This window comes from Actinoplanes sp. NPDC026619, from assembly GCF_040638295.1.
In the GTDB taxonomy this organism is placed as follows: Bacteria; Actinomycetota; Actinomycetes; order Mycobacteriales; family Micromonosporaceae; genus Actinoplanes.
This window is the reverse complement of sequence record NZ_JBEZYA010000002.1, coordinates 52,981-69,900: the sequence shown is the minus strand read 5'-3', so window position 1 is coordinate 69,900 and position 16,920 is coordinate 52,981. Positions and strand designations below refer to the sequence as shown.

At 72.7% G+C, this 16,920-nt stretch carries 16 protein-coding genes; 10 read left to right on the top strand and 6 right to left on the bottom strand.

From position 1 onward, the window contains the following. Positions 1-26: 26 nt before the first annotated feature. Both AB0E90_RS05560 and AB0E90_RS05555 read right to left on the bottom strand, forming a co-directional pair. Positions 27-806, bottom strand: coding sequence for an LLM class F420-dependent oxidoreductase (locus AB0E90_RS05560; protein WP_360399701.1), 780 nt, complete (start codon positions 804-806; stop codon positions 27-29). A 9-nt stretch (positions 807-815) separates the two neighbouring features. Then, positions 816-1,505: an alpha/beta hydrolase gene (locus tag AB0E90_RS05555; protein WP_360399698.1), complete on the bottom strand. Its 690-nt coding sequence runs from the start codon at positions 1,503-1,505 to the stop codon at positions 816-818. A gap of 110 nt (positions 1,506-1,615) precedes the next feature. Between AB0E90_RS05555 and AB0E90_RS05550 the strand changes: the two genes are divergently transcribed. Both AB0E90_RS05550 and AB0E90_RS05545 read left to right on the top strand, forming a co-directional pair. Next, on the top strand, positions 1,616-4,210 hold the full coding sequence (locus tag AB0E90_RS05550; protein WP_360399695.1) for an AAA family ATPase: 2,595 nt from the start codon (positions 1,616-1,618) through the stop codon (positions 4,208-4,210). Between the two features lie 307 nt (positions 4,211-4,517). Next, complete coding sequence (locus AB0E90_RS05545) at positions 4,518-4,844, top strand: hypothetical protein (RefSeq protein ID WP_360399692.1); 327 nt, start codon at positions 4,518-4,520, stop codon at positions 4,842-4,844. Between the two features lie 18 nt (positions 4,845-4,862). Here AB0E90_RS05545 and AB0E90_RS05540 read toward each other — a convergent pair whose 3' ends face one another. Then, positions 4,863-6,233: a PLP-dependent aminotransferase family protein gene (locus AB0E90_RS05540; protein ID WP_360399689.1), complete on the bottom strand. Its 1,371-nt coding sequence runs from the start codon at positions 6,231-6,233 to the stop codon at positions 4,863-4,865. A gap of 46 nt (positions 6,234-6,279) precedes the next feature. On the opposite strand from AB0E90_RS05540, the gene AB0E90_RS05535 reads away from it, so the two are divergent. Together AB0E90_RS05535 and AB0E90_RS05530 are read left to right on the top strand one after the other, a co-directional pair. Then, entirely contained in the window at positions 6,280-6,741 is a 462-nt protein-coding gene (locus AB0E90_RS05535) for a carboxymuconolactone decarboxylase family protein (protein WP_360399686.1), read from the top strand. Next, the gene (locus AB0E90_RS05530; RefSeq protein WP_360399683.1) at positions 6,696-7,490 is read left to right on the top strand and encodes a GNAT family N-acetyltransferase; all 795 of its coding nucleotides are present in this window, start codon (positions 6,696-6,698) and stop codon (positions 7,488-7,490) included. The genes AB0E90_RS05535 and AB0E90_RS05530 overlap by 46 nt, the downstream gene beginning before the upstream one ends. A gap of 82 nt (positions 7,491-7,572) precedes the next feature. Here the strand turns inward: AB0E90_RS05530 and AB0E90_RS05525 are convergent, their stop codons facing one another. Genes AB0E90_RS05525 through AB0E90_RS05515 form a run of 3 tightly spaced genes read right to left on the bottom strand, consistent with a single transcriptional unit; the run spans position 7,573 to position 10,294 of the window. After that, entirely contained in the window at positions 7,573-8,520 is a 948-nt protein-coding gene (locus AB0E90_RS05525) for an amidohydrolase family protein (RefSeq protein ID WP_360399680.1), read from the bottom strand. Next, positions 8,517-9,620: an MBL fold metallo-hydrolase gene (locus AB0E90_RS05520; protein ID WP_360399677.1), complete on the bottom strand. Its 1,104-nt coding sequence runs from the start codon at positions 9,618-9,620 to the stop codon at positions 8,517-8,519. Before AB0E90_RS05520 ends, AB0E90_RS05525 begins: the two co-directional genes overlap by 4 nt. A gap of 14 nt (positions 9,621-9,634) precedes the next feature. Further along, complete coding sequence (locus AB0E90_RS05515; protein WP_360399674.1) at positions 9,635-10,294, bottom strand: GntR family transcriptional regulator; 660 nt, start codon at positions 10,292-10,294, stop codon at positions 9,635-9,637. A gap of 129 nt (positions 10,295-10,423) precedes the next feature. On the opposite strand from AB0E90_RS05515, the gene AB0E90_RS05510 reads away from it, so the two are divergent. Genes AB0E90_RS05510 through AB0E90_RS05485 form a run of 6 tightly spaced genes read left to right on the top strand, consistent with a single transcriptional unit; the run spans position 10,424 to position 16,681 of the window. Beyond that, a complete protein-coding gene (locus AB0E90_RS05510; protein WP_360399671.1) occupies positions 10,424-11,554 on the top strand; it encodes an alpha/beta hydrolase in 1,131 nt (376 codons plus the stop codon). Next, positions 11,551-12,705: a VOC family protein gene (locus tag AB0E90_RS05505; RefSeq protein WP_360399668.1), complete on the top strand. Its 1,155-nt coding sequence runs from the start codon at positions 11,551-11,553 to the stop codon at positions 12,703-12,705. Before AB0E90_RS05510 ends, AB0E90_RS05505 begins: the two co-directional genes overlap by 4 nt. Then, complete coding sequence (locus tag AB0E90_RS05500; protein WP_360399665.1) at positions 12,702-13,652, top strand: fumarylacetoacetate hydrolase family protein; 951 nt, start codon at positions 12,702-12,704, stop codon at positions 13,650-13,652. The genes AB0E90_RS05505 and AB0E90_RS05500 overlap by 4 nt, the downstream gene beginning before the upstream one ends. After that, a complete protein-coding gene (locus tag AB0E90_RS05495) occupies positions 13,649-15,151 on the top strand; it encodes a bifunctional 3-(3-hydroxy-phenyl)propionate/3-hydroxycinnamic acid hydroxylase (protein WP_360399662.1) in 1,503 nt (500 codons plus the stop codon). The genes AB0E90_RS05500 and AB0E90_RS05495 overlap by 4 nt, the downstream gene beginning before the upstream one ends. 2 nt (positions 15,152-15,153) lie before the next feature. Continuing rightward, positions 15,154-15,315, top strand: a complete 162-nt coding sequence (locus tag AB0E90_RS05490; RefSeq protein WP_360399659.1) for a hypothetical protein — start codon at positions 15,154-15,156, stop codon at positions 15,313-15,315. A gap of 40 nt (positions 15,316-15,355) precedes the next feature. Continuing rightward, positions 15,356-16,681: an MATE family efflux transporter gene (locus tag AB0E90_RS05485; protein ID WP_360399656.1), complete on the top strand. Its 1,326-nt coding sequence runs from the start codon at positions 15,356-15,358 to the stop codon at positions 16,679-16,681. Positions 16,682-16,920: the final 239 nt, after the last annotated feature.

Here is a 16,920-nt window from a genome sequence, read left to right as displayed (position 1 = left end):
CGCGGGGGCCGGGGGCATCACTGATGTCAGGCGTTGACCTGGTCGCGCCACGCGACCCAATCACGAAGTTCGCTGAAGTCGTAGTCCGGGCCGCCGGTGCCGACGGTGAACATCGTGACCCCCAGGTCCAGCAGGGCTTGTCCCTTGTCGGCCGGCTTGCCGCCGACGCCCGCCGAGATCTCGATCTCGGCCGGGTCGCGGCCCTCCCGCGCGCAATGCTCGCGCAGGATGCCGGTCTTGCGTTCGACCGTCTCCGCGTCGCCGAAGCTGTGCCAGATGTCGGCGTGCTTGGCGACCAGCCGCAGCGTCTTCTTCTCGCCGCCGCCGCCGATCAGCACCGGGATCTTGCGGGTCGGCGCCGGGTTGAGCTTGGCCAGCCGCGACTCGATCCGGGGCAGGTCCTCGGCCAGCTTGTCGAGGCGCCCGCCCGCGGTGCCGAACTCGTACCCGTACTCCTGATAGTCCTTCTCGAACCACCCCGAGCCGATGCCGAGGATGAGCCGGCCGTCGCCGATGTGGTCGACGGTGCGGGCCATGTCGGCGAGCAGTTCCGGATTGCGGTAGCTGTTGCAGGTGACCAGGGCGCCGATCTCGACCTGGGAGGTCTGCTCGGCCCAGGCGGCGAGCATCGTCCAGCACTCGAAATGCAGGCCCTCGGGCTCGCCGTACAGCGGATAGAAGTGGTCCCAGTTGAACAGGATGTCCGCGCCGATCTCCTCCGCCTCGGCGGCGGCACGGCGGATGGTCTTGTAGTCGGCGTGCTGCGGCTGGATCTGCACACCGATCCGGACAGGCCTCGAAGTCATGATCCAAGCCTAGACGGCTCCGGCGGCCGTCCTGATCAGGTCGGCGACCTCGGCCGGGTGCGAGACCATCGCCAGGTGGCCGGCCGGCACCTCGACGGTGGTGGCGCCCATGCGGCTCGCGAACAGCCGCTCGGCGTCCGCCGGGATCGCCTGGTCACTCTGGGCGACCAAGAACCAGGAAGGCAGAGATTTCCAGGCCGGTACGCCCATCACGTCACCGAACGCGGAGCCGGCGATCGGCTGCTGCACCGCGTGCAGCACGCGAGCCTTCGCCGGGTCGACGCCCGAGGCGAAGTGCGTCACGAAGCCGTCCTCGGGCAGCCAGACGAAGCCCTGCTTGTCGGTGACCTGGTTGGCCAGGGCGGGCGGCGTCGGGCCCTGCGACAGCAGAGCGCCGAGCGACTCGCCCTCGTCGATCCCGAACGCGGCGATGTACACCAGGCCGGTGACGTTCGGCGCGTCGGCGCCCAGCGCGGTGAGGATCTGCCCGCCGTACGAGTGCCCGGCGACGATCGTCGGGCCGTCCTGCTGTTCCAGCACGTGGCGCAGCCGGGTCACGTCGTCGGCGAGCGAGGTGAGCGGGAACTGCGGTGCGGTCACCCGGTAGCCGTCCGCCTGCAGGCGTTCGATGACCCCGCTCCACGAGGATCCGTCCGCCCACGCTCCGTGCACGAGCACGATGTTGGCTAGAGCACTCATCTGCGTACTTCCTTCCGTCCGGGGATCGCGGTGTTGCAGAGTCATGCTGGCCGTGCCGCGGACGGCAGAGGTATCCGCATGTTGACTGCACTGCCGCGGGGGAGCTGCACATGATCGGGCGCGACACTGAGTTGGCGCAGCTCCGTGCGCTGGTCAGCGGGGTCCGCCTCCTGCTCGGTGATCCGGGTCTCGGCAAGACCACCCTGCTGGACGAGGTCGTCCGCACCGCCCGGGCCCGGGTGCTGCGGGTGACCGGCCGCGAGTCGGAGCGTGACCTCGACTTCGCCGGCCTGGATCAGCTCGTGCGGCCGGTCCTCGACCGGGTGCCGCGCCTGCCCGACCGGCAGGCGCGAGCGCTGCTCGGCGCGGTCGGCCTGGCCACCGACCCGGAGCCGCCGGACGCGCTGCTGACCGGGCTCGCCGTGCTCACCCTGCTGTCCGCGGTGGCCGAGGCCGGCCCGGTGCTGGTCACGGTGGACGATGCGCAGTGGCTGGACGCGCCGTCGCTGGGCGCGCTGGCGTTCGCCGCCCGGCGCCTGGACGCCGAACCGGTCGCGCTGCTGCTCGCCGCGCGTGGCGTCACCGCCCCGGCCGGCTTCGACGGGTTCCCGGAGCTGCGCCTGCGCCCGCTCGGCGTGCCCGAGGCCGCCCAGCTCCTCGACACCTTGCCGCGGCCGCCGCACGGCCCGGCCCGGGAGCGGGTCCTCAGCCAGGCCGCCGGCAATCCGCTGGGCCTGATCGAATTGTCCAAGGCGACCGGCCGCTACGCCGACACCGAGCCGCTGCCGCTGACCGACCGGCTCACCGCGGTGATGACCGCCCAGTTCGGCGCCCTGCCGGCGCCGACGCGGGCTGCGTTGTTGCTGGTGGCGGTGGCCGACAGCGCCCGCGTGCCCGGCCTGGAGGCGGCCGCCCTGGCGCCCGCCGAGCACGCCGGTCTGGTCCGGGTGGACCAGACCGGTCCGCGGTTCACCCACCCGCTGGTGCGGTCCGCGATCTACCACGCCGTTCCGTACGCCGAGCGCGCCGCCGCGCACCGGCGGATCGCCGCGGCCCTGCACGACCAGCCGGACCGGCACTCCTGGCATCTCGCAGCCGCGGCCCTGGAACCCGACGAGCAGGTGGCCGCGCAGTTGGAGCAGACCGCGACCCAGGCCCAGCGCCGAGGCGGCGCCGCCGCGGCCGCCCGGGTCCTGGAACGCGCGGCCGCGCTGAGCCCGGCCGAGGCGGATCAGGCCCGCCGGCTGCTGGCCGCGGCCGGGCTCGCGCAGACCGCCGGGCAGGCCGACTGGGTGCGCGAACTGGCCACCCGGGTCCTCGCGCTGACCACTGATCCGCGCCTGCTGCTCGCCGCCCGGCAGCGCCTCGGATGGTCGCTGGTCTGGTCGGGCGACCACGCCGCCGCGCTGACCACCCTGCTCGGCGTCGCCGCCGAGGCGCCGTCCTGGGCCGCCCTCGGCTTCGCCGCCACGATCGCCCACCGCACCGGCACACGCCGTGATCGCGACGCGGTGCTGGACACCCTGGCCCGGATGCCGGAGCCGGTCGACGAGGAGCAGCAGGTCTGGGTGCGGGCCTGCGCCGAGACCCCGGCCGGCCGGGCGGCAACAGTCGGCGATCTGCACCGGATCGCGGCCGGCACGACCATCCTGGGCTCGGCGGCCTGGCTGCTGGACGAGACCGACCTGGCCGTACGGCTGCTCCGCGACGCCCTGGCCCGGCTGCGCGCGCCCGGTCTGCGCGGTGGCAGCGGCGGGGCGATGAACGCGCTGCAATGGTCCTGTTTCGACAGCGGCCGGTGGGACGAGGCCCTGGCGGTGAGCCGGGAGGCACGGGACCTGGCCGCCGCGTACCGGATGGAGCCGGTGGCCGCCTCGGCCGACCTCTGCGCCGCGGCGGTGCACGCGTTACGCGGCAACGACGAGGTGGCGGCTTCGCTGCTGGCCGGAATGCTGGCGGCAGCGGACACGACGGAGTACCGCGCCGCGGCCGCCCAGGCCCGCCACGTGGCCGGCCTGTCCGCCTTCGCCCGGGGCGACTTCCCCGCCGCCTACGCCCAGTTGCGGCGCCTGTTCGGGGACGACGGCGAGCCGCTTCACCATCGGGTGTCCTACCTGGGCATCGCCGACCTGGCCGCGGCCGTCGCCCGCCTCGAGTCGCCGGAACCGGGCCGCCACCTGGTCGAGCGGGTCCTCGCCGGGCTGACCGGCGACTGCGGCCCGCGACTGCGCCACCTGGTGTGCCGGACCCGCGGCCTGCTCGCCGACCCGGAGGCCGCCGGCGGCCACTTCGAGCAGGCCCTCGCGGAGCCCGGTCAGTGGCCGTTCGAGCGGGCCCAGACCCTGCTCGACCACGGCGAATGGCTGCGCCGCCGGCGCCGCATCAACGACGCGAAACCGGTGCTGGTGGAGGCGCTGGAGACGTTCCACCGGCTGCGGTCGGCCCCGTGGGCCCGGCGCGCCGAGGCGGAGTTACGGGCCTGCGGCGTCCAGGGATCGGCCGCGGCCCCCGACGCCCTCGCCGCCCTGACCGCCCAGCAACGCGAGATCGTCATCCTGGCCGGCCGCGGACTGACCAACGCCGAGATCGCCGACCACCTGTTCCTCTCGCCGCGGACGGTCGCCTCCCACCTCTATCGCTCCTACCCGAAACTCGGCGTGGCCGGCCGGCACCAGCTGCGTGACCTCATCCCGGACGAGGGGTGAGCCGGTGCCGCCCGTCCAGCGTCAGAGAACCAGCAGCTGGAGCACGGTCGCCGGCACCCCCGACTCGGGGTCGGCGACGCCGATCGAGAGGTAGCCCGCGGTCGCCCACCTGACCCGGGCCGCCGACGGCGCGCACCGGCTCGGCTTCGCCGCCGCGGAGTCGCTGCACCTGGCCAATCCGGGCCGCGCACAGCAGCAGGGCGGTCTGCTGGAGACGGCCCTGGAGACCCTGGACCGGGCGGCCGTCACCGCCCACACGGTCGGCGAACTGCGCGGCGCCGCGTTCGCCCACACCCGCCGCGCGCGGGTGCTGCGCGCACTCGGCCGCCTCGACGAATGCCGGGCCGAGCTGCGGACCGCCCGCGGCTACTACGAGACCGCGGGTGGCGGCGACCTGCTCTCGGCCCAGCAGATCGCCTCCCTCGACGCCGACCTGCCGGCGCTGACCGCGGTGCTGGCGGCCGCCCGCGCCGCCGGCGACCACGAGGTGGAGCTGCTCGCCCTGGAGGCCATGACCCGCATCCACACCGCCGCCGGCGACGACGCGGCCGCCGGCGCCCGGGCCGCCGAGGCCGCCAAGATTCGGCCGCTGGCCGCCCACCTGGTCACCGAAGCGGATCGCGACCTCGCCTGAGCTGACCGGGCGCTCGCGTCAGGCGAGCGCCCTGGCGAGTGCGTCGAGCGCGGCGGGATAGCCGGCCGGCCGCGGGGTGGCGTACCCCAGTACGAGGCCCTCCAGGCCCGGAGTCCCCGGGGCGTGCCACTGCGGGCCGAGCGTGGTGAGGGCGAGGCCGTCGCCGGCGGCGCGGGCGGCGATGTCGTCCTCGCCCGGCCCGCCGCCCGGCAACTGGAGCAGTGCGTGCAGGCCGGCCGCGATGCCGAGCAACCGGTACCGGCCGCCGATCCGGTCGACGAGCAGATCGCGCCGCCGCCGGTAGTCCAGGCGGCGGGCGCGGATGTGCCGGTCGTACGCGTGGCTGTCGATCATGTCGGCCAGCGCGAGCTGGCCGATGCTCTCGGTGTGCAGGTCGGTGAGCCGTTTGGCCTCGATGACCGGCTCGACGAGGTGATCGGGCAGCACCATCCAGGCCAGGCGCAGCGCCGGGCCGAGGCTCTTGGCGGCCGTGCCGATATAGGCGACCTGGCCGGGCGCCATGCCCTGCAGGGTGCCGACCGGCTGCCGGTCGTAGCGGAACTCGCCGTCGTAGTCGTCCTCGATCAGCAGTCCGCCGCCGTCCCGCGCCCAGGAGACGGCGGCATGCCGGCGGCCCGGCTGCAACGTCACGCCGGTCGGGTACTGGTGTGCCGGGGTCAGCACCGCGGCCCGGACGGCGCCGGTGAGCAGATCGGTGCGCGCGCCGTCCTCGTCCACCGGCAGGGCCATCACACCGGCGCCGGCGTGGCGGACGACGTCCCGGTGGAACGGGAGGCAGGGGTCTTCCATCGCGATCGTTCCGCCGATGACGCGGGACAGCAGCGACAGGGCCTGGACGTAGCCGGAGCAGACGACGATGTGCTCCGGGGCGGCCAGTACGCCGCGGGTCCGGCCGAGGTAGGTCGCCAGTGCGGCACGCAGCTCGGTTCGACCGGCCGGCTCCCCGTAGTCGTACGCCGAGGCGGGTGCCCGGGTGAGCGCCCGGCGGGTGGCCCGGATCCACGCCTCGACCGGGAACGTGGTCACGTCGGGGCTGCCCGGCCGCAGGTCGTGGCGGGGCGCGGGCGTTCGCACCGGCCGGGCCGCCGGTGCCGGCCGGTCCGGCAGGACGGCCACGGTGGTGCCCGAGCCGGTGCGCGCGGCGAGGAAGCCCTCGGCGATCAGTTGCTCGTAGGCGGCGGCGATGGTGTTGCGGGCGAGGCTCAGCTCGCCGGCCAGCGCCCTGGTCGAGGGCAGCCGGGTGCCCGGGGCGAGCCGGCCGGAGCGGATGGCGTCGCGCAGGGCCAGCTCCACGCGGGCGCGCCGGCTCCCGGCCGCACCGAGATCGAGGTGAAGGTCGACGCCAAGATTGGCCCAATATTCCGGCACGATAATGGACCTTAGCAAGGCTCCATTCCGGCCCTACGGTCGTCCTATGTCCCACATGATCACCGAAACTCCCGTCCGGGTCGCCGTCACCGACCTCGCCCCGCACATGAGCAAGGCCCTGAACGCTCTCGACGCCGCGACGCGGAACACCCGGCTGGAGGCCGGCCTGCTGGATCTCGTCCGGGCCCGCGCCTCGCAGATCAACGGCTGTGCCTACTGCGTCGACACGCACACCCGCGACGCGGTCGAGGGCGGCGACGACCCGCGCCGCCTCTACGCGCTGCCGGTCTGGCGCGAGACGCCGTTCTTCACCCCGCGCGAGCGGGCCGCCCTGGAGCTCACCGAGGCGATGACCCGGCTCAGCGAGGCGCCGGTCGGCGACGACACGATCGCCCGTACGGCAGGGCACTTCACCGAGGTGGAGCTGGCCGAGCTCATCTGGTCGATCACCGTCATCAACGCGTGGAACCTGCTCGGCGCCACCGCCCGCCCCTGGCCACTGTCCTGACCCGGACCGGCGAGGCGCCGCTTCGTCGGGCCCGCAACTCGGCCGTCTACTGGGCGGCGACCGGCCTGACCCGCGGCCACCGGCTGATCCGCCGCGCCGGCTTCCTCGCCGTCGCCGGTGACGAACGCGCGGGCCTGCGCATCCTGATCCAGGAGCCGGCCCTCGGCGCGGAGGAGGCCGCCGAGATCGCCGCGCTGACCCGCGCTGCCCGGGGCCGGGTCAACGTGGAGGATCCGTTCAGCGCCACCGATCTGCGCCACCTCGGCCTGCGCAGTTGGCAGATGCCGGTGATGCTGCGCCGGCCGGGCGCCGTCGCCACGCCGGCGATCGAGATCATCCGCGTACGCGACGAGCACGGCCTGCGCGCCGCCGAACGTACGGTGATCGCCGGCTTCGACCTGACCAGGTTCGAGCCGTACCGGCCGGGCGAGCTCTTTCCCGCACCGTTGCTCGACCAGCCGGGGGTGGACGTCTTCCTGGCACTGGTCGACGGGGTTCCCGCCGGTGCCTGCGTCACCGTGGTGGCCGGCGATGTCGGCAGCCACTACTGGGTCGCCACCCCGCCCGCGTACCGGTCGCGCGGGGTGGGCCGGGCGGTCATGCTCGGCTCCCTCGCCGCCCTGGCGCAGCTGCCGGTCACGCTCACCGCGTCCCGGCTGGGCCGGCCCCTGTACGAATCGCTGGGCTTCACCGCCACAACCATGGCCACCTGGTGGGCCTCCCCCGATCCGGGAGGTCGTGGTGGATAAAGACCCGTCCCGTTACAAGACTCTTTCTTCACCAGCCGGGCGTCCACCATCTCGGCCGCCTCGACAGCCGGCATGCCGGAATTCAGTCAGCTGGGGTGAGTCGTGGAAGCAGGTGGGCGGCGTTGCCGGAGCGCATCGCGTGCTGGGCTTCGGCGTCGAGCAGCGGGGTGCCGTCGAGGGCGGCGGCCAGGCGCGTCACCAGCGGCTCCGGGGTGAACGGCCAGTCGCTGCCGTATAGCAGCCGGTCGGCGCCGGCCAGGGCGAGCAGCGAGGGCAGCTGATGCGGCAGCGGCATGCCGGCGAGGTCGAAGTAGAGCCGCCGCAACTGGGCCATAACATCGACGCCCTGGGCCTCCGGCAGGCCGACGGCGAACGTGGCGATCCGGTCGGCGACCGAGGCCAGGACGCCACCGCCGTGCGGGACGACGATCGTGACCCGGGGATGCCGTTGCAGTGTTCCGGTCAGGAGCAGGTCGGTGACGGCGCGGGCGGTGTCGATCGGGAACTCCAGCATCGGCCGGGGGCGGCCCCGGGCCACCAGCTCCCAGCCGGGCGGCGACGTCGGGTGCAGGACCACCAGCGCGGAGCGTTCGTCGAGCGCGTCCCAGACCGGTTCGAACGCCGGGTCACCCGGGTAGACGCCGCCGGCATTGGTCTCCAGGACCACGCCGTCGAGCCCGAGCTCGTCGTAGGCGAAGGTGATCTCGTTGATTGCCCCGGCGACGTCGGGCAGCGGGAGCGAGGCCAGCACCGCGAACCGGTCCGGACGGGCGGCCACCAGGCCGGCCCCGAAGCGGTTGACCGCGCGGGCGAGGTCGCGCGCGGCCGCGTCGGCGCCGAAGTGCACTCCGGGGGAGGAGATCGAGAGCAGCGCGGTCGTGATGTCCAGCCCGTCCATCGTGGTCAGCGCAGTGCCGGCGCTCCAGGCCGGGATCGCCGGCATGCCGTCGGGGTGGTCGTGCCCGGCGGCGGAGGCGGCCGCCCGGTAGAAGTCGGGGACGAAGTGCGCGTGTACGTCGATGCGGCTCATCGCCCGCCGCCCAGAGGCACCCGCTGCTGGTCGTTGCCCACCAGGACGGTGCCGGCGTAACCGGTGGCGGCCTTGCGGAGCCAGGTGGCGTCCGGGACCACGGCCGGATTGCCCGGGGCTAGGTGATTGAGGACCAGGGTGCCGACGCCGGCCTCGGCCGCGATCGAGCCGACCACGGTGGAGTCGGTGTGGCTGCTCAGCAGGTGGCGGAACTTCGCCTCGTCCAGCCCCGACGCCCGTACGACATCGGCGTCTATCGCCTCGTGCACCAGGATGCCGGCGCCGCGGGCGAGCGTGGTCAGGTTCTTCGTCGGTGCGGTGTCGCCACTGAAGACGACCGAGCCGTACGCGGTGTCGAAGCGATAGGCGAACGACGGGAACACCGGCGCATGGTCGACCAGCGTCGCGGTGACCCGGACCCGATCGTCCGACATGACCGGGAAGGGCCGCATCGGCGGGGCGACGGGTCCACGGGCCGACGCGCCGACCCGGGGGAGTCTGATCTCATGTGGCCGGATCAGCGGTCGCGGGTCCGGCCACGCCTCGTCCCGCATCCGGATGTTGATGTCGTAGGCGGTCGCCTCGATCTGGAGGCGGATCAGATCGGCGAGCCCCGGAGTCGGATCCCGGCCGCTGACCGTGGGGACCGTCCGCCCGGCCGGGAACGGTTCGGGCAGGTAACCGGCCCGCCCGGGGCCGTAGATGTCGACCGGGTGTCCGACCGTGCCGATCCCGCCGGTGGTGAGCCAGAGCAGGTTGTACAGATCGGTGATGTGGTCGGAGTGCAGGTGGGTCACGAAGATCCCGGTCAGGCCGGCGAGCGGTAGGCCCGCCCGGACGAACTGGTCGACGGCGCCGTGCCCCACGTCGACCAGATAGACGAAGCCGTCGACCACCAGGGCCGACGACACCCCGGTCCGGCCGGGACCGAGCAGCGGGCCGCCCGCCGTGCCGAGCAGCACGACCTCGGCCGCAGCGGCGGGTGCCGCGGCGGCGGCGGGTGCGGCGGCGGCGGTTGCGGCGCCGGGCGCGAGTGTTTGCGAGAGCGCGACGGCCGGGAGCCCGATCGCGGTGTTGCGAAGCACGCTTCTGCGGTCCATCTGTCCTCCGGAAGTCAGTCGTTGTCGAGCTCCGCCAGCGCGGCGTAGCGCAGCAGCGCGTCGGTGGTGTGTTGGATGTGTGCGGCCAGCGCGGCAGCCACGTCGTCGGCGTCGCGGGCCACGGCCAGCGACAGCAGGCGACTGTGCTCGCCCGCGATGTCGCGGTCGTCGTCGTGAGCGAGCGAACGGGACCAGATCCGGTAGAGCTCGCTGGCGTCGCGCAGCCCGTTGGCGATCGCCTCGAGCCGGGGGCTGCCGCAGCCGGCCACGAGAGCCTGGTGGAAGGCCTGGTGGGCCCGGATCCAGTCCTCGCCCAGCGGGGTGCGGGCCAGGGTGTGGTGGGCGGCCACCAGCGCGGCCTCCCACGCGAGGTCGCCGCGCTCGACCGATCGCCGGGCGGCGAGGGTCTCGACGTCGATGCGGGTGTTGGTCAGGTCGGTCAGGTCCTCGGCGCTGAGCGCGACCACGCTGAAGCCGCGCTGCGGGTGGGCGACGACCAGCCCCTGCTCGGCGAGTCGGCTCAGGGCCTCGCGCACCACCGACAGGCTGGCCGTGTAACGCCCGCCGAGGACGGCGAGCTTGAGCTTGGAGCCGGGCTCGAACCGGCCGGCGAGCAGGTCGGCCCGGAGTTGGTCGAACACCGCGTTGCTGCGGGTGCTGGCGTCGATGGTCACCGGTGCACCGTACCCGATAGTCGAAATTCTTTGTCTTCTCGATGTTTCTAAATAATTTCGAAAAAATGTTGCTCCGCCCGCAAGCCCTGTGTCAACCTCGGGTCGGTTCAACCCGAGGAGGTTTCGAACGTGAAGGCAACACCTGCACTGAGTCGGCGCCGGCTGCTCGCCCTCGGCGCAGGCCTGGCCACCGTCGGGACGGTCGGCGGATTCGGCAAGGCCGTCGCCGGCCCGGATCTGGGACAGATACCCCGCCCCACCGCCGGTGGCAGCCAGCTGATCGCGACGATGGGGATCGTCGCCGACCCGTGGCAGGCCAAGGTCAGAGCGGCCGGTTACGTCACGAGGTCGGCCCGCATCAATCAGGTCGACTTCAGCTATGTCGAGGGTCCCGACAACGGGCCGCCGCTGGTTCTCCTGCACGCCCAGCAGCTGGACTGGTTCGGCTACAGCCGGGTGCTGCCGGAGCTGTCGAAGAAGTTCCACGTCTTCGACATCGACTATCCGGGGCACGGCAACACCATCACCCCGGCCGGCTACCCGATGACGGCGAACCGGATCGGCGCCGACCTGGCGGCCTTCATGCAGGCCAGGATCGGGCAACCGGCGTTCGTGACCGGCAACTCCTCGGGCGGGCTGCTGACGGCCTGGCTCGCGGCGAACCAGCCCCAGCAGGTGATCTCGGTGCTGCTGGAGGACCCGCCGCTGTTCGCCTCGGAATACCCGCGGATCAAGAAGACCATTGCCTACCGCGACTTCGCGAGCTGCGCCACCGCGGTGGACGGGAACGTGCGCGACTTCCTGCTGTTCTGGATCCAGGACAACAAGGCCTTCTTCGACGAGAACGTCGGCCCGGGGGTGGCCGCTCTCCTCGCTCAGGCCGTCATCGCCTACCGGCTGCTGCACCCCGGCCAGCCGATCGACCTCGGGCTGATCACCGACGACACCGTCCGGCTCTTCCTGAGAGGCTTGAACGAAAGCGATCCCCGATTCGGCAAGGCGTTCTATGACGGCACGTGGAACGCTGGCTTCGACCACGCCACGGCGCTCCGGAAGATCACCTGTCCCGCACTTCTCCTGCAGGCGAACTACTCCTGGGTCGACGGCGACATCCTCAACGGCGCCATGTCCGAGGAGGACGCCGACACGGCGATGTCGCTCCTGGCCGACGGCACCTACCAGAAGGTCGACGCCACTCACGTGATCAACCTGGACGAGCCGCAGCAGTTCGTCACCGCCCTGGAGGGGTTCTTCCGATGACCGCGATTCGCGCCGAGGTCGAGCGCTCCGACACCGACCGGACGGTGGACACCCATCGAGGGCTCCACAGTGAGCTCGGCGGTCTGCACCACGAGCACCCGGGGCGTGCCAAGGACCCGGTGATCAAGGTGGTGGAGCTGGCCTGGCTGGAGTTCGTCAAACCCGACCTGGCCCGGGCGGAGAAGTTCGCGACCGACTTCGGCTTCCAGGTCGCCGAGCGCTCGCCGGACGTGATCAAGCTGCGCGGCACCTGGTCGGCCGCGCCGTGCCTGGTGATCCGCCGCGGCCCGCGGCCCCGATTCGTCGGCCTGGCCTTCCTCGCCGAGTCGGTCGCCGACGTCGAGCGGCTCGCCCGCAAGACCGGCGCCACCACCACGGCAACGCCGGGCGGCGCCGCGGTGCGGCTGCGCGATCCCAGCGGGTTCCCGGTCCAGGTCGTGGCCGGCGTCTCCGCGCTCGCGGCGGTGCCGGAACGGGCCCGGCACGAGTTCAACTTCGGCGTCGAGCCGGTGCGGGTCAACGCGACGCAACGGACGCCCGAGGGGCCGGCACAGGTGCAGAAGCTCGGGCACGTCGTCCTGGAGACCACCCGGTTCCGCGCCACGCTGAACTGGTACCTGGAGAACCTCGGCATGATCGTGTCGGACTTCCTCTACCTGGACGGCCTGCGCGACCGCGGGCCGACGATGGCCTTCATGCGGTGCGACCTGGGCTCGGTGCCGTCGGACCACCACACCCTGGCCATGCATCTGGGGATGCACACCGGCTACGTCCACTCCGCCTACCAGGTCACCGATCTGGATGCGGTGGCAGTGGGCGGGGAGTTCCTGCGCGATCGGGGCTACCACCGCGTCTGGGGCATCGGCCGGCACATCCAGGGCAGCCAGATCTTCGACTACTGGCGCGATCCGGACCGGATGATGTTCGAGCACTACGCCGACGGCGACGTCTTCGACTGCACCGCCGAGCCGGGCTGGGCCACCATGAACGCCAGCGGCCTGTCCCAGTGGGGGCCACCGGTGAGCCGGGACTTCCTCGGCGCCAAGCCCAGCCCCGCCCTGGCCAAAGCCCTGGTCACGGCCCTCGCCGACAGCGGCAACGAGTTCGATCTCGACGTTGCACGCGCGCTGATGAAGGCGATGAGTTCGTGAGCGTCAACGTTGCTCGTACGGTCGGCGGATGGTGGGTCGAGAGCAACGGCCGCCTCACCCGGGTCGCGACCTCGGCCGGCACGACGCGGGAGCTGCTGGCCGACCGCGCCGCCGTCGAAGCGGCCGCCTCGACCCCGGACCCGGACGGCCCGTCGGCGGATGCCGAGGTGCTGCTCTCGCCGGTCACCACGCCGGCACGTGTCGTGGCGCAGATGGTCAACTACCGCTCGCACGCACAGGACTCCGGGTTCGACCCGGACCGGGTGCCGGCCGCGTTCTTCCGCAAGGCGTCCGGCTCGGTCAGCGCGCCGGGGGAGGACATCGTCCGTCCCGGGCACGTCGGGTTCCTCGACTACGAGGTCGAACTCGGCCTCGTCTTCGCCCGGCGGCTCGAGATCGGCACCGTCATCGAGCCCGGTGACCCGGCGCTCCTCGCCCGGTACGTCGCCGGGCTGGTCGTCACCAACGATGTCAGCGCCCGCGACGTACAACTGACCAAGACGCAGTTCTACGAGGCGAAGTCGTACCCGACGTTCACCCCGGTCGGCCCCTACCTCACCCTGGTCGACGCCGACGACCTCGCCGCACTCGACGAGGTTCGCCTGACGCTCTCGGTCAACGGTGCGACGCGCCAGGACAGCACACTGGCCGACATGCTCGTCAAACCGGCCGCGGCCCTCACCGCGCTGGCCCGCTTCCAGACCATGGAGGCCGGCGACCTGCTGCTCACCGGCACGCCCGGCGGCACCGCGCTCAAGTCGCCGCCGCCACTGGTGACCCGGCTCGCCGGCCTGCTCTCGCCGGCCAGACGGCTGGAGCTCTTCTTCAAGCGGCAGGCCACGAACCCGAACTACCTCCAGGACGGCGACGTCGTCTCGGCATCGATCACGCTGCCGGGCCGCGGGCTCGACCTCGGCAGGCAGACCAACGTCGTCCGGGCAAAATGATGAACGCGGTCGACGTCCTCATCGTCGGGGCCGGCCCCACCGGCCTCACCCTGGCCACCCTGCTCGCCCAGCGGGGCCGAAGCGTCTGCGTCGTCGAACGCCACCCCGACGTCTACCCGCTGCCGCGAGCGGTGCACCTGGACGGCGAGGTCCTCCGCATCCTGCACGACGCCGGTGTCGGCGACGCCTTCGCCGAGGTCAGCCGCTCCACCCGCGGGCTCCAGCTGGTCGACGCCCGCCATCGGGTGCTCGCCCGGTTCGAACGCGACTCGGCGACCGCGACCGGACTGCCCGAGGCCAACCTCTTCGACCAGCCCGAACTGGAGGAGCTGCTGCGGAAGAACCTGGCCGAGCTGCCCGCGGTCACCCTGCTCAGCGGCTACGAGGTCACCGATCTGACCCAGGATGCCGATCGGGTCACGGCCGTCGTCCGCCGGGCCGGCGGAAATTCCGAAGACCACATCATTGCGGCGTACGCCGTGGGCTGCGACGGCGCCAACAGCATGGTGCGCCGGATCATCGGCTCCGCCCAGCGCCCGCTCGGCTTCGAGCAGCGGTGGCTCGTGGTCGACGTGCGCTCCCCGGTCGAGTTCGGCGCCTGGGACGGCGTGCACCAGGTCTGCGATCCGAAACGCGCGGCGACGTACATGCGGATCGGGCGCGACCGCTACCGCTTCGAGATCCGCCTCCATGACGACGAGAGCCCCGAGGACTTCGCCGGCCTGGCCCGGCTGCGCGTGCTCCTCGACCCCTGGGCCGGCGCCGCCCGCGACGACCAGCTGGAGATCCTGCGCGCCACCGAATACACCTTCCGCGCCTGCATCGCCGACACCTGGCGGGACCGCCGCATCCTGATCGCCGGCGACGCCGCGCACCTGACGCCGCCGTTCATCGGCCAGGGCATGTGTGCGGGGCTGCGCGACGCCGTGAACCTGGCGTGGAAACTCGCCGCCGTCGTCGACGGCCAGGCCTCCGCCACGCTGCTGGACAGCTACCAGGCCGAGCGCCGGCCGCACGCCGAGTCCCTGATCAGGCTCGCCGTCGTTCTCGGGCGGGCGATGACCGGCGGCGGCGCGGTGGCCGCTGTGGCCAGGCGCGCGATTCTGGCCGTGGTCCGCAACGTGCCGGCCGTCGCCGCGAAGGTCCTCGATGCCACCTCACCCCGGCTCGAGGGTCCACTGGTGGACAGGCGGCTGGCCGGCAAGGCCCGCGGCACCCTGGTGCCACCGGCGCGCATCGGCCCCGGCGGCGTCCTGGTCGACCGGCTCCTGGGGCACGGATTCGCCTTCCTGGCGATCACCGGGACCGATCTTCCGGAACGGGCCGGCCGGCTGCCGCTGAACCGGGTGTTCGTCGATCCCGGCGCGCCGCTCGGGGCCTGGCTCGACGAGGTAAATGCTTCCTGGGCGCTGATCCGCCCCGATCGCACCGTGTACGCAGTCGGCCGGTCGACCGCCGAGCTGGCCCCGGCGCTCGCCAAGCTCGGAGCTTCCCTGTGACGGTGGACCCGATCTGGCGGCCGGATCCCGGCGCGCGGGCGTCGATCACGTCGTTCACGCGCCCGGCCGAGTCGCGTGTCGGAAGATCGATGGCCCGCGACACGGCCGACGATCCGGCGCTGCTCGACGTCTACGCGCGGCTCGCTACAGTTACGGCCCACTGAGAGCGCTCCCACGTGGAAGTCGTGGAAGTCGTGGAGGGTCATGAGCGGCGCCGAGGCACTCGGCACCCGGCCGGTCGGGCGGTTGCTGTGGCACAACTGCACGCAGACCACGCTGTCGGTCGGGGTCTACGGCATCTATGCGCTCACCAACGCCTGGTTCGTCGCCCGTGGCGTCGGGCCCGGTGCGATGGCAGCGGTCAATCTGGCGGCGCCGGTCCTGCTCGTGGTCGGTGCGGTGGCCACCACCGTGGGCGCGGGCGGGGCATCGCTGGTGTCCCGGCGGCTCGGCGCGGGTGACCCGGCCGGGGCCGCCCGCGCGGCCGGCAACGCGTTCAGCCTGTTCTGGCTGACCGCCGCCGTGATCACCGTCGCCGGGCTGCTCGGCCTGGAGCCGCTGCTCACCGTGCTCGGCGCCGATCCGGCCACCCGCGGCGACACCCGGGCCTACCTGGTCGTGCTGCTGGCCGGCGCGCTGGTCGGCACCGGTTTCTCCAGCCTGGTGCGGGCCGAGGGCAGCATGCGCTACGCCACCTTGATCTGGGTCGTCGCGATCCTGGTGCAGATCGTCCTCGACCCGCTGCTGATCTTCGGGCTCGATCTCGGCGTGCGCGGGGCGGCGCTCGGCACGGTCGGCGGGCAGTCCGTCTCCGCGGCCATGAGCCTCTGGTTCTTCTTCGGGTCACGCCCGAGGTCGCGACCGCGGCCCTACCGGATTGATGCCGCCGACCTGCGCCCGCACGGCCCGACCCTGCGAGCCCTGCTGGCCGTCGGCGCGCCCTCGTTCCTGGCCGGCTTCGGGGCGACTCTGCTCGCCGTACTCGTCAATAATCTCCTGGCCGGCGCCGCCACGCTCGCCGCCTACGCCGTCTGCTCGCGCCTGCGGACCTTCGTGGCCATGCCGCAACTCGGCATCAGCCAGGGGTTGCAACCGATCGCCGGCTTCAACGCCGGGCGCGGCCTCACCGGCCGGGTGCGCCGGGTGCGGGTGCTCGGGCTGCGGGCCACCATCGGGTACGGCACTCTCGCCGCGCTCGCCCTCGTCCTGCTCGCCGGGCCGCTCGTCGCGGTGTTCACCGACGACGCGGTGGTCGGGCCGGCCGCCGTGCACGCCCTGCGCATCATCGCCGCCGGGGTCGCGGTGGCGGGGGTGGCGCCGCTCGTCTCCGCCTACTTCCAGTCGGTCGGGCGGGCCGCTCCGTCCTACTTGATCTCCGCCGGCACGCTGCTGCTGATCAAGGCGCCGCTCGTGCTGGCGTTCAGTCGGGCCGGCGTCACCGGCATCTGGGTCGGCCTGGCCGTCGGCGAGGGCGTCTCAGCGCTCGCCGCGTTGCTTCTTCTGCGCCGTTTACCGCTGCCCCAAAATTGACGCCGAGATTATTGACAATCTTGTCGCCCACAGCAGCGTGTGCGCAGGTCACGCCCGGGGCGTGAATGGGTGAACGGCAATTATCGAGAGCCTTTCGGGCGCAATTCACGGCGTACGAAAGAATGGTTTTCCGTTGGTGAATGTTCCGGTAAAACAGCAGGTCAGCGCTCCGGGCGCGCAGAAAATATGTACATCCTGCTATGGCAGGTTCTCGGGTCTCGTCGCCTATTGTCAAACGC

Excerpts from the sequence above, each read along its gene's own strand:
- AB0E90_RS05560 (WP_360399701.1), bottom strand. The coding sequence starts at position 806 with ATGACTTCGAGGCCTGTCCGGATCGGTGTGCAGATCCAGCCGCAGCAC.
- AB0E90_RS05485 (WP_360399656.1), top strand. The coding sequence starts at position 15,356 with ATGAGCGGCGCCGAGGCACTCGGCACCCGGCCGGTCGGGCGGTTGCTG.
- AB0E90_RS05535 (WP_360399686.1), top strand. The coding sequence starts at position 6,280 with ATGTCCCACATGATCACCGAAACTCCCGTCCGGGTCGCCGTCACCGAC.
- AB0E90_RS05520 (WP_360399677.1), bottom strand. The coding sequence starts at position 9,620 with ATGGACCGCAGAAGCGTGCTTCGCAACACCGCGATCGGGCTCCCGGCC.
- AB0E90_RS05505 (WP_360399668.1), top strand. The coding sequence starts at position 11,551 with ATGACCGCGATTCGCGCCGAGGTCGAGCGCTCCGACACCGACCGGACG.
- AB0E90_RS05555 (WP_360399698.1), bottom strand. The coding sequence starts at position 1,505 with ATGAGTGCTCTAGCCAACATCGTGCTCGTGCACGGAGCGTGGGCGGAC.
- AB0E90_RS05525 (WP_360399680.1), bottom strand. The coding sequence starts at position 8,520 with ATGAGCCGCATCGACGTACACGCGCACTTCGTCCCCGACTTCTACCGG.
- AB0E90_RS05550 (WP_360399695.1), top strand. The coding sequence starts at position 1,616 with ATGATCGGGCGCGACACTGAGTTGGCGCAGCTCCGTGCGCTGGTCAGC.
- AB0E90_RS05495 (WP_360399662.1), top strand. The coding sequence starts at position 13,649 with ATGATGAACGCGGTCGACGTCCTCATCGTCGGGGCCGGCCCCACCGGC.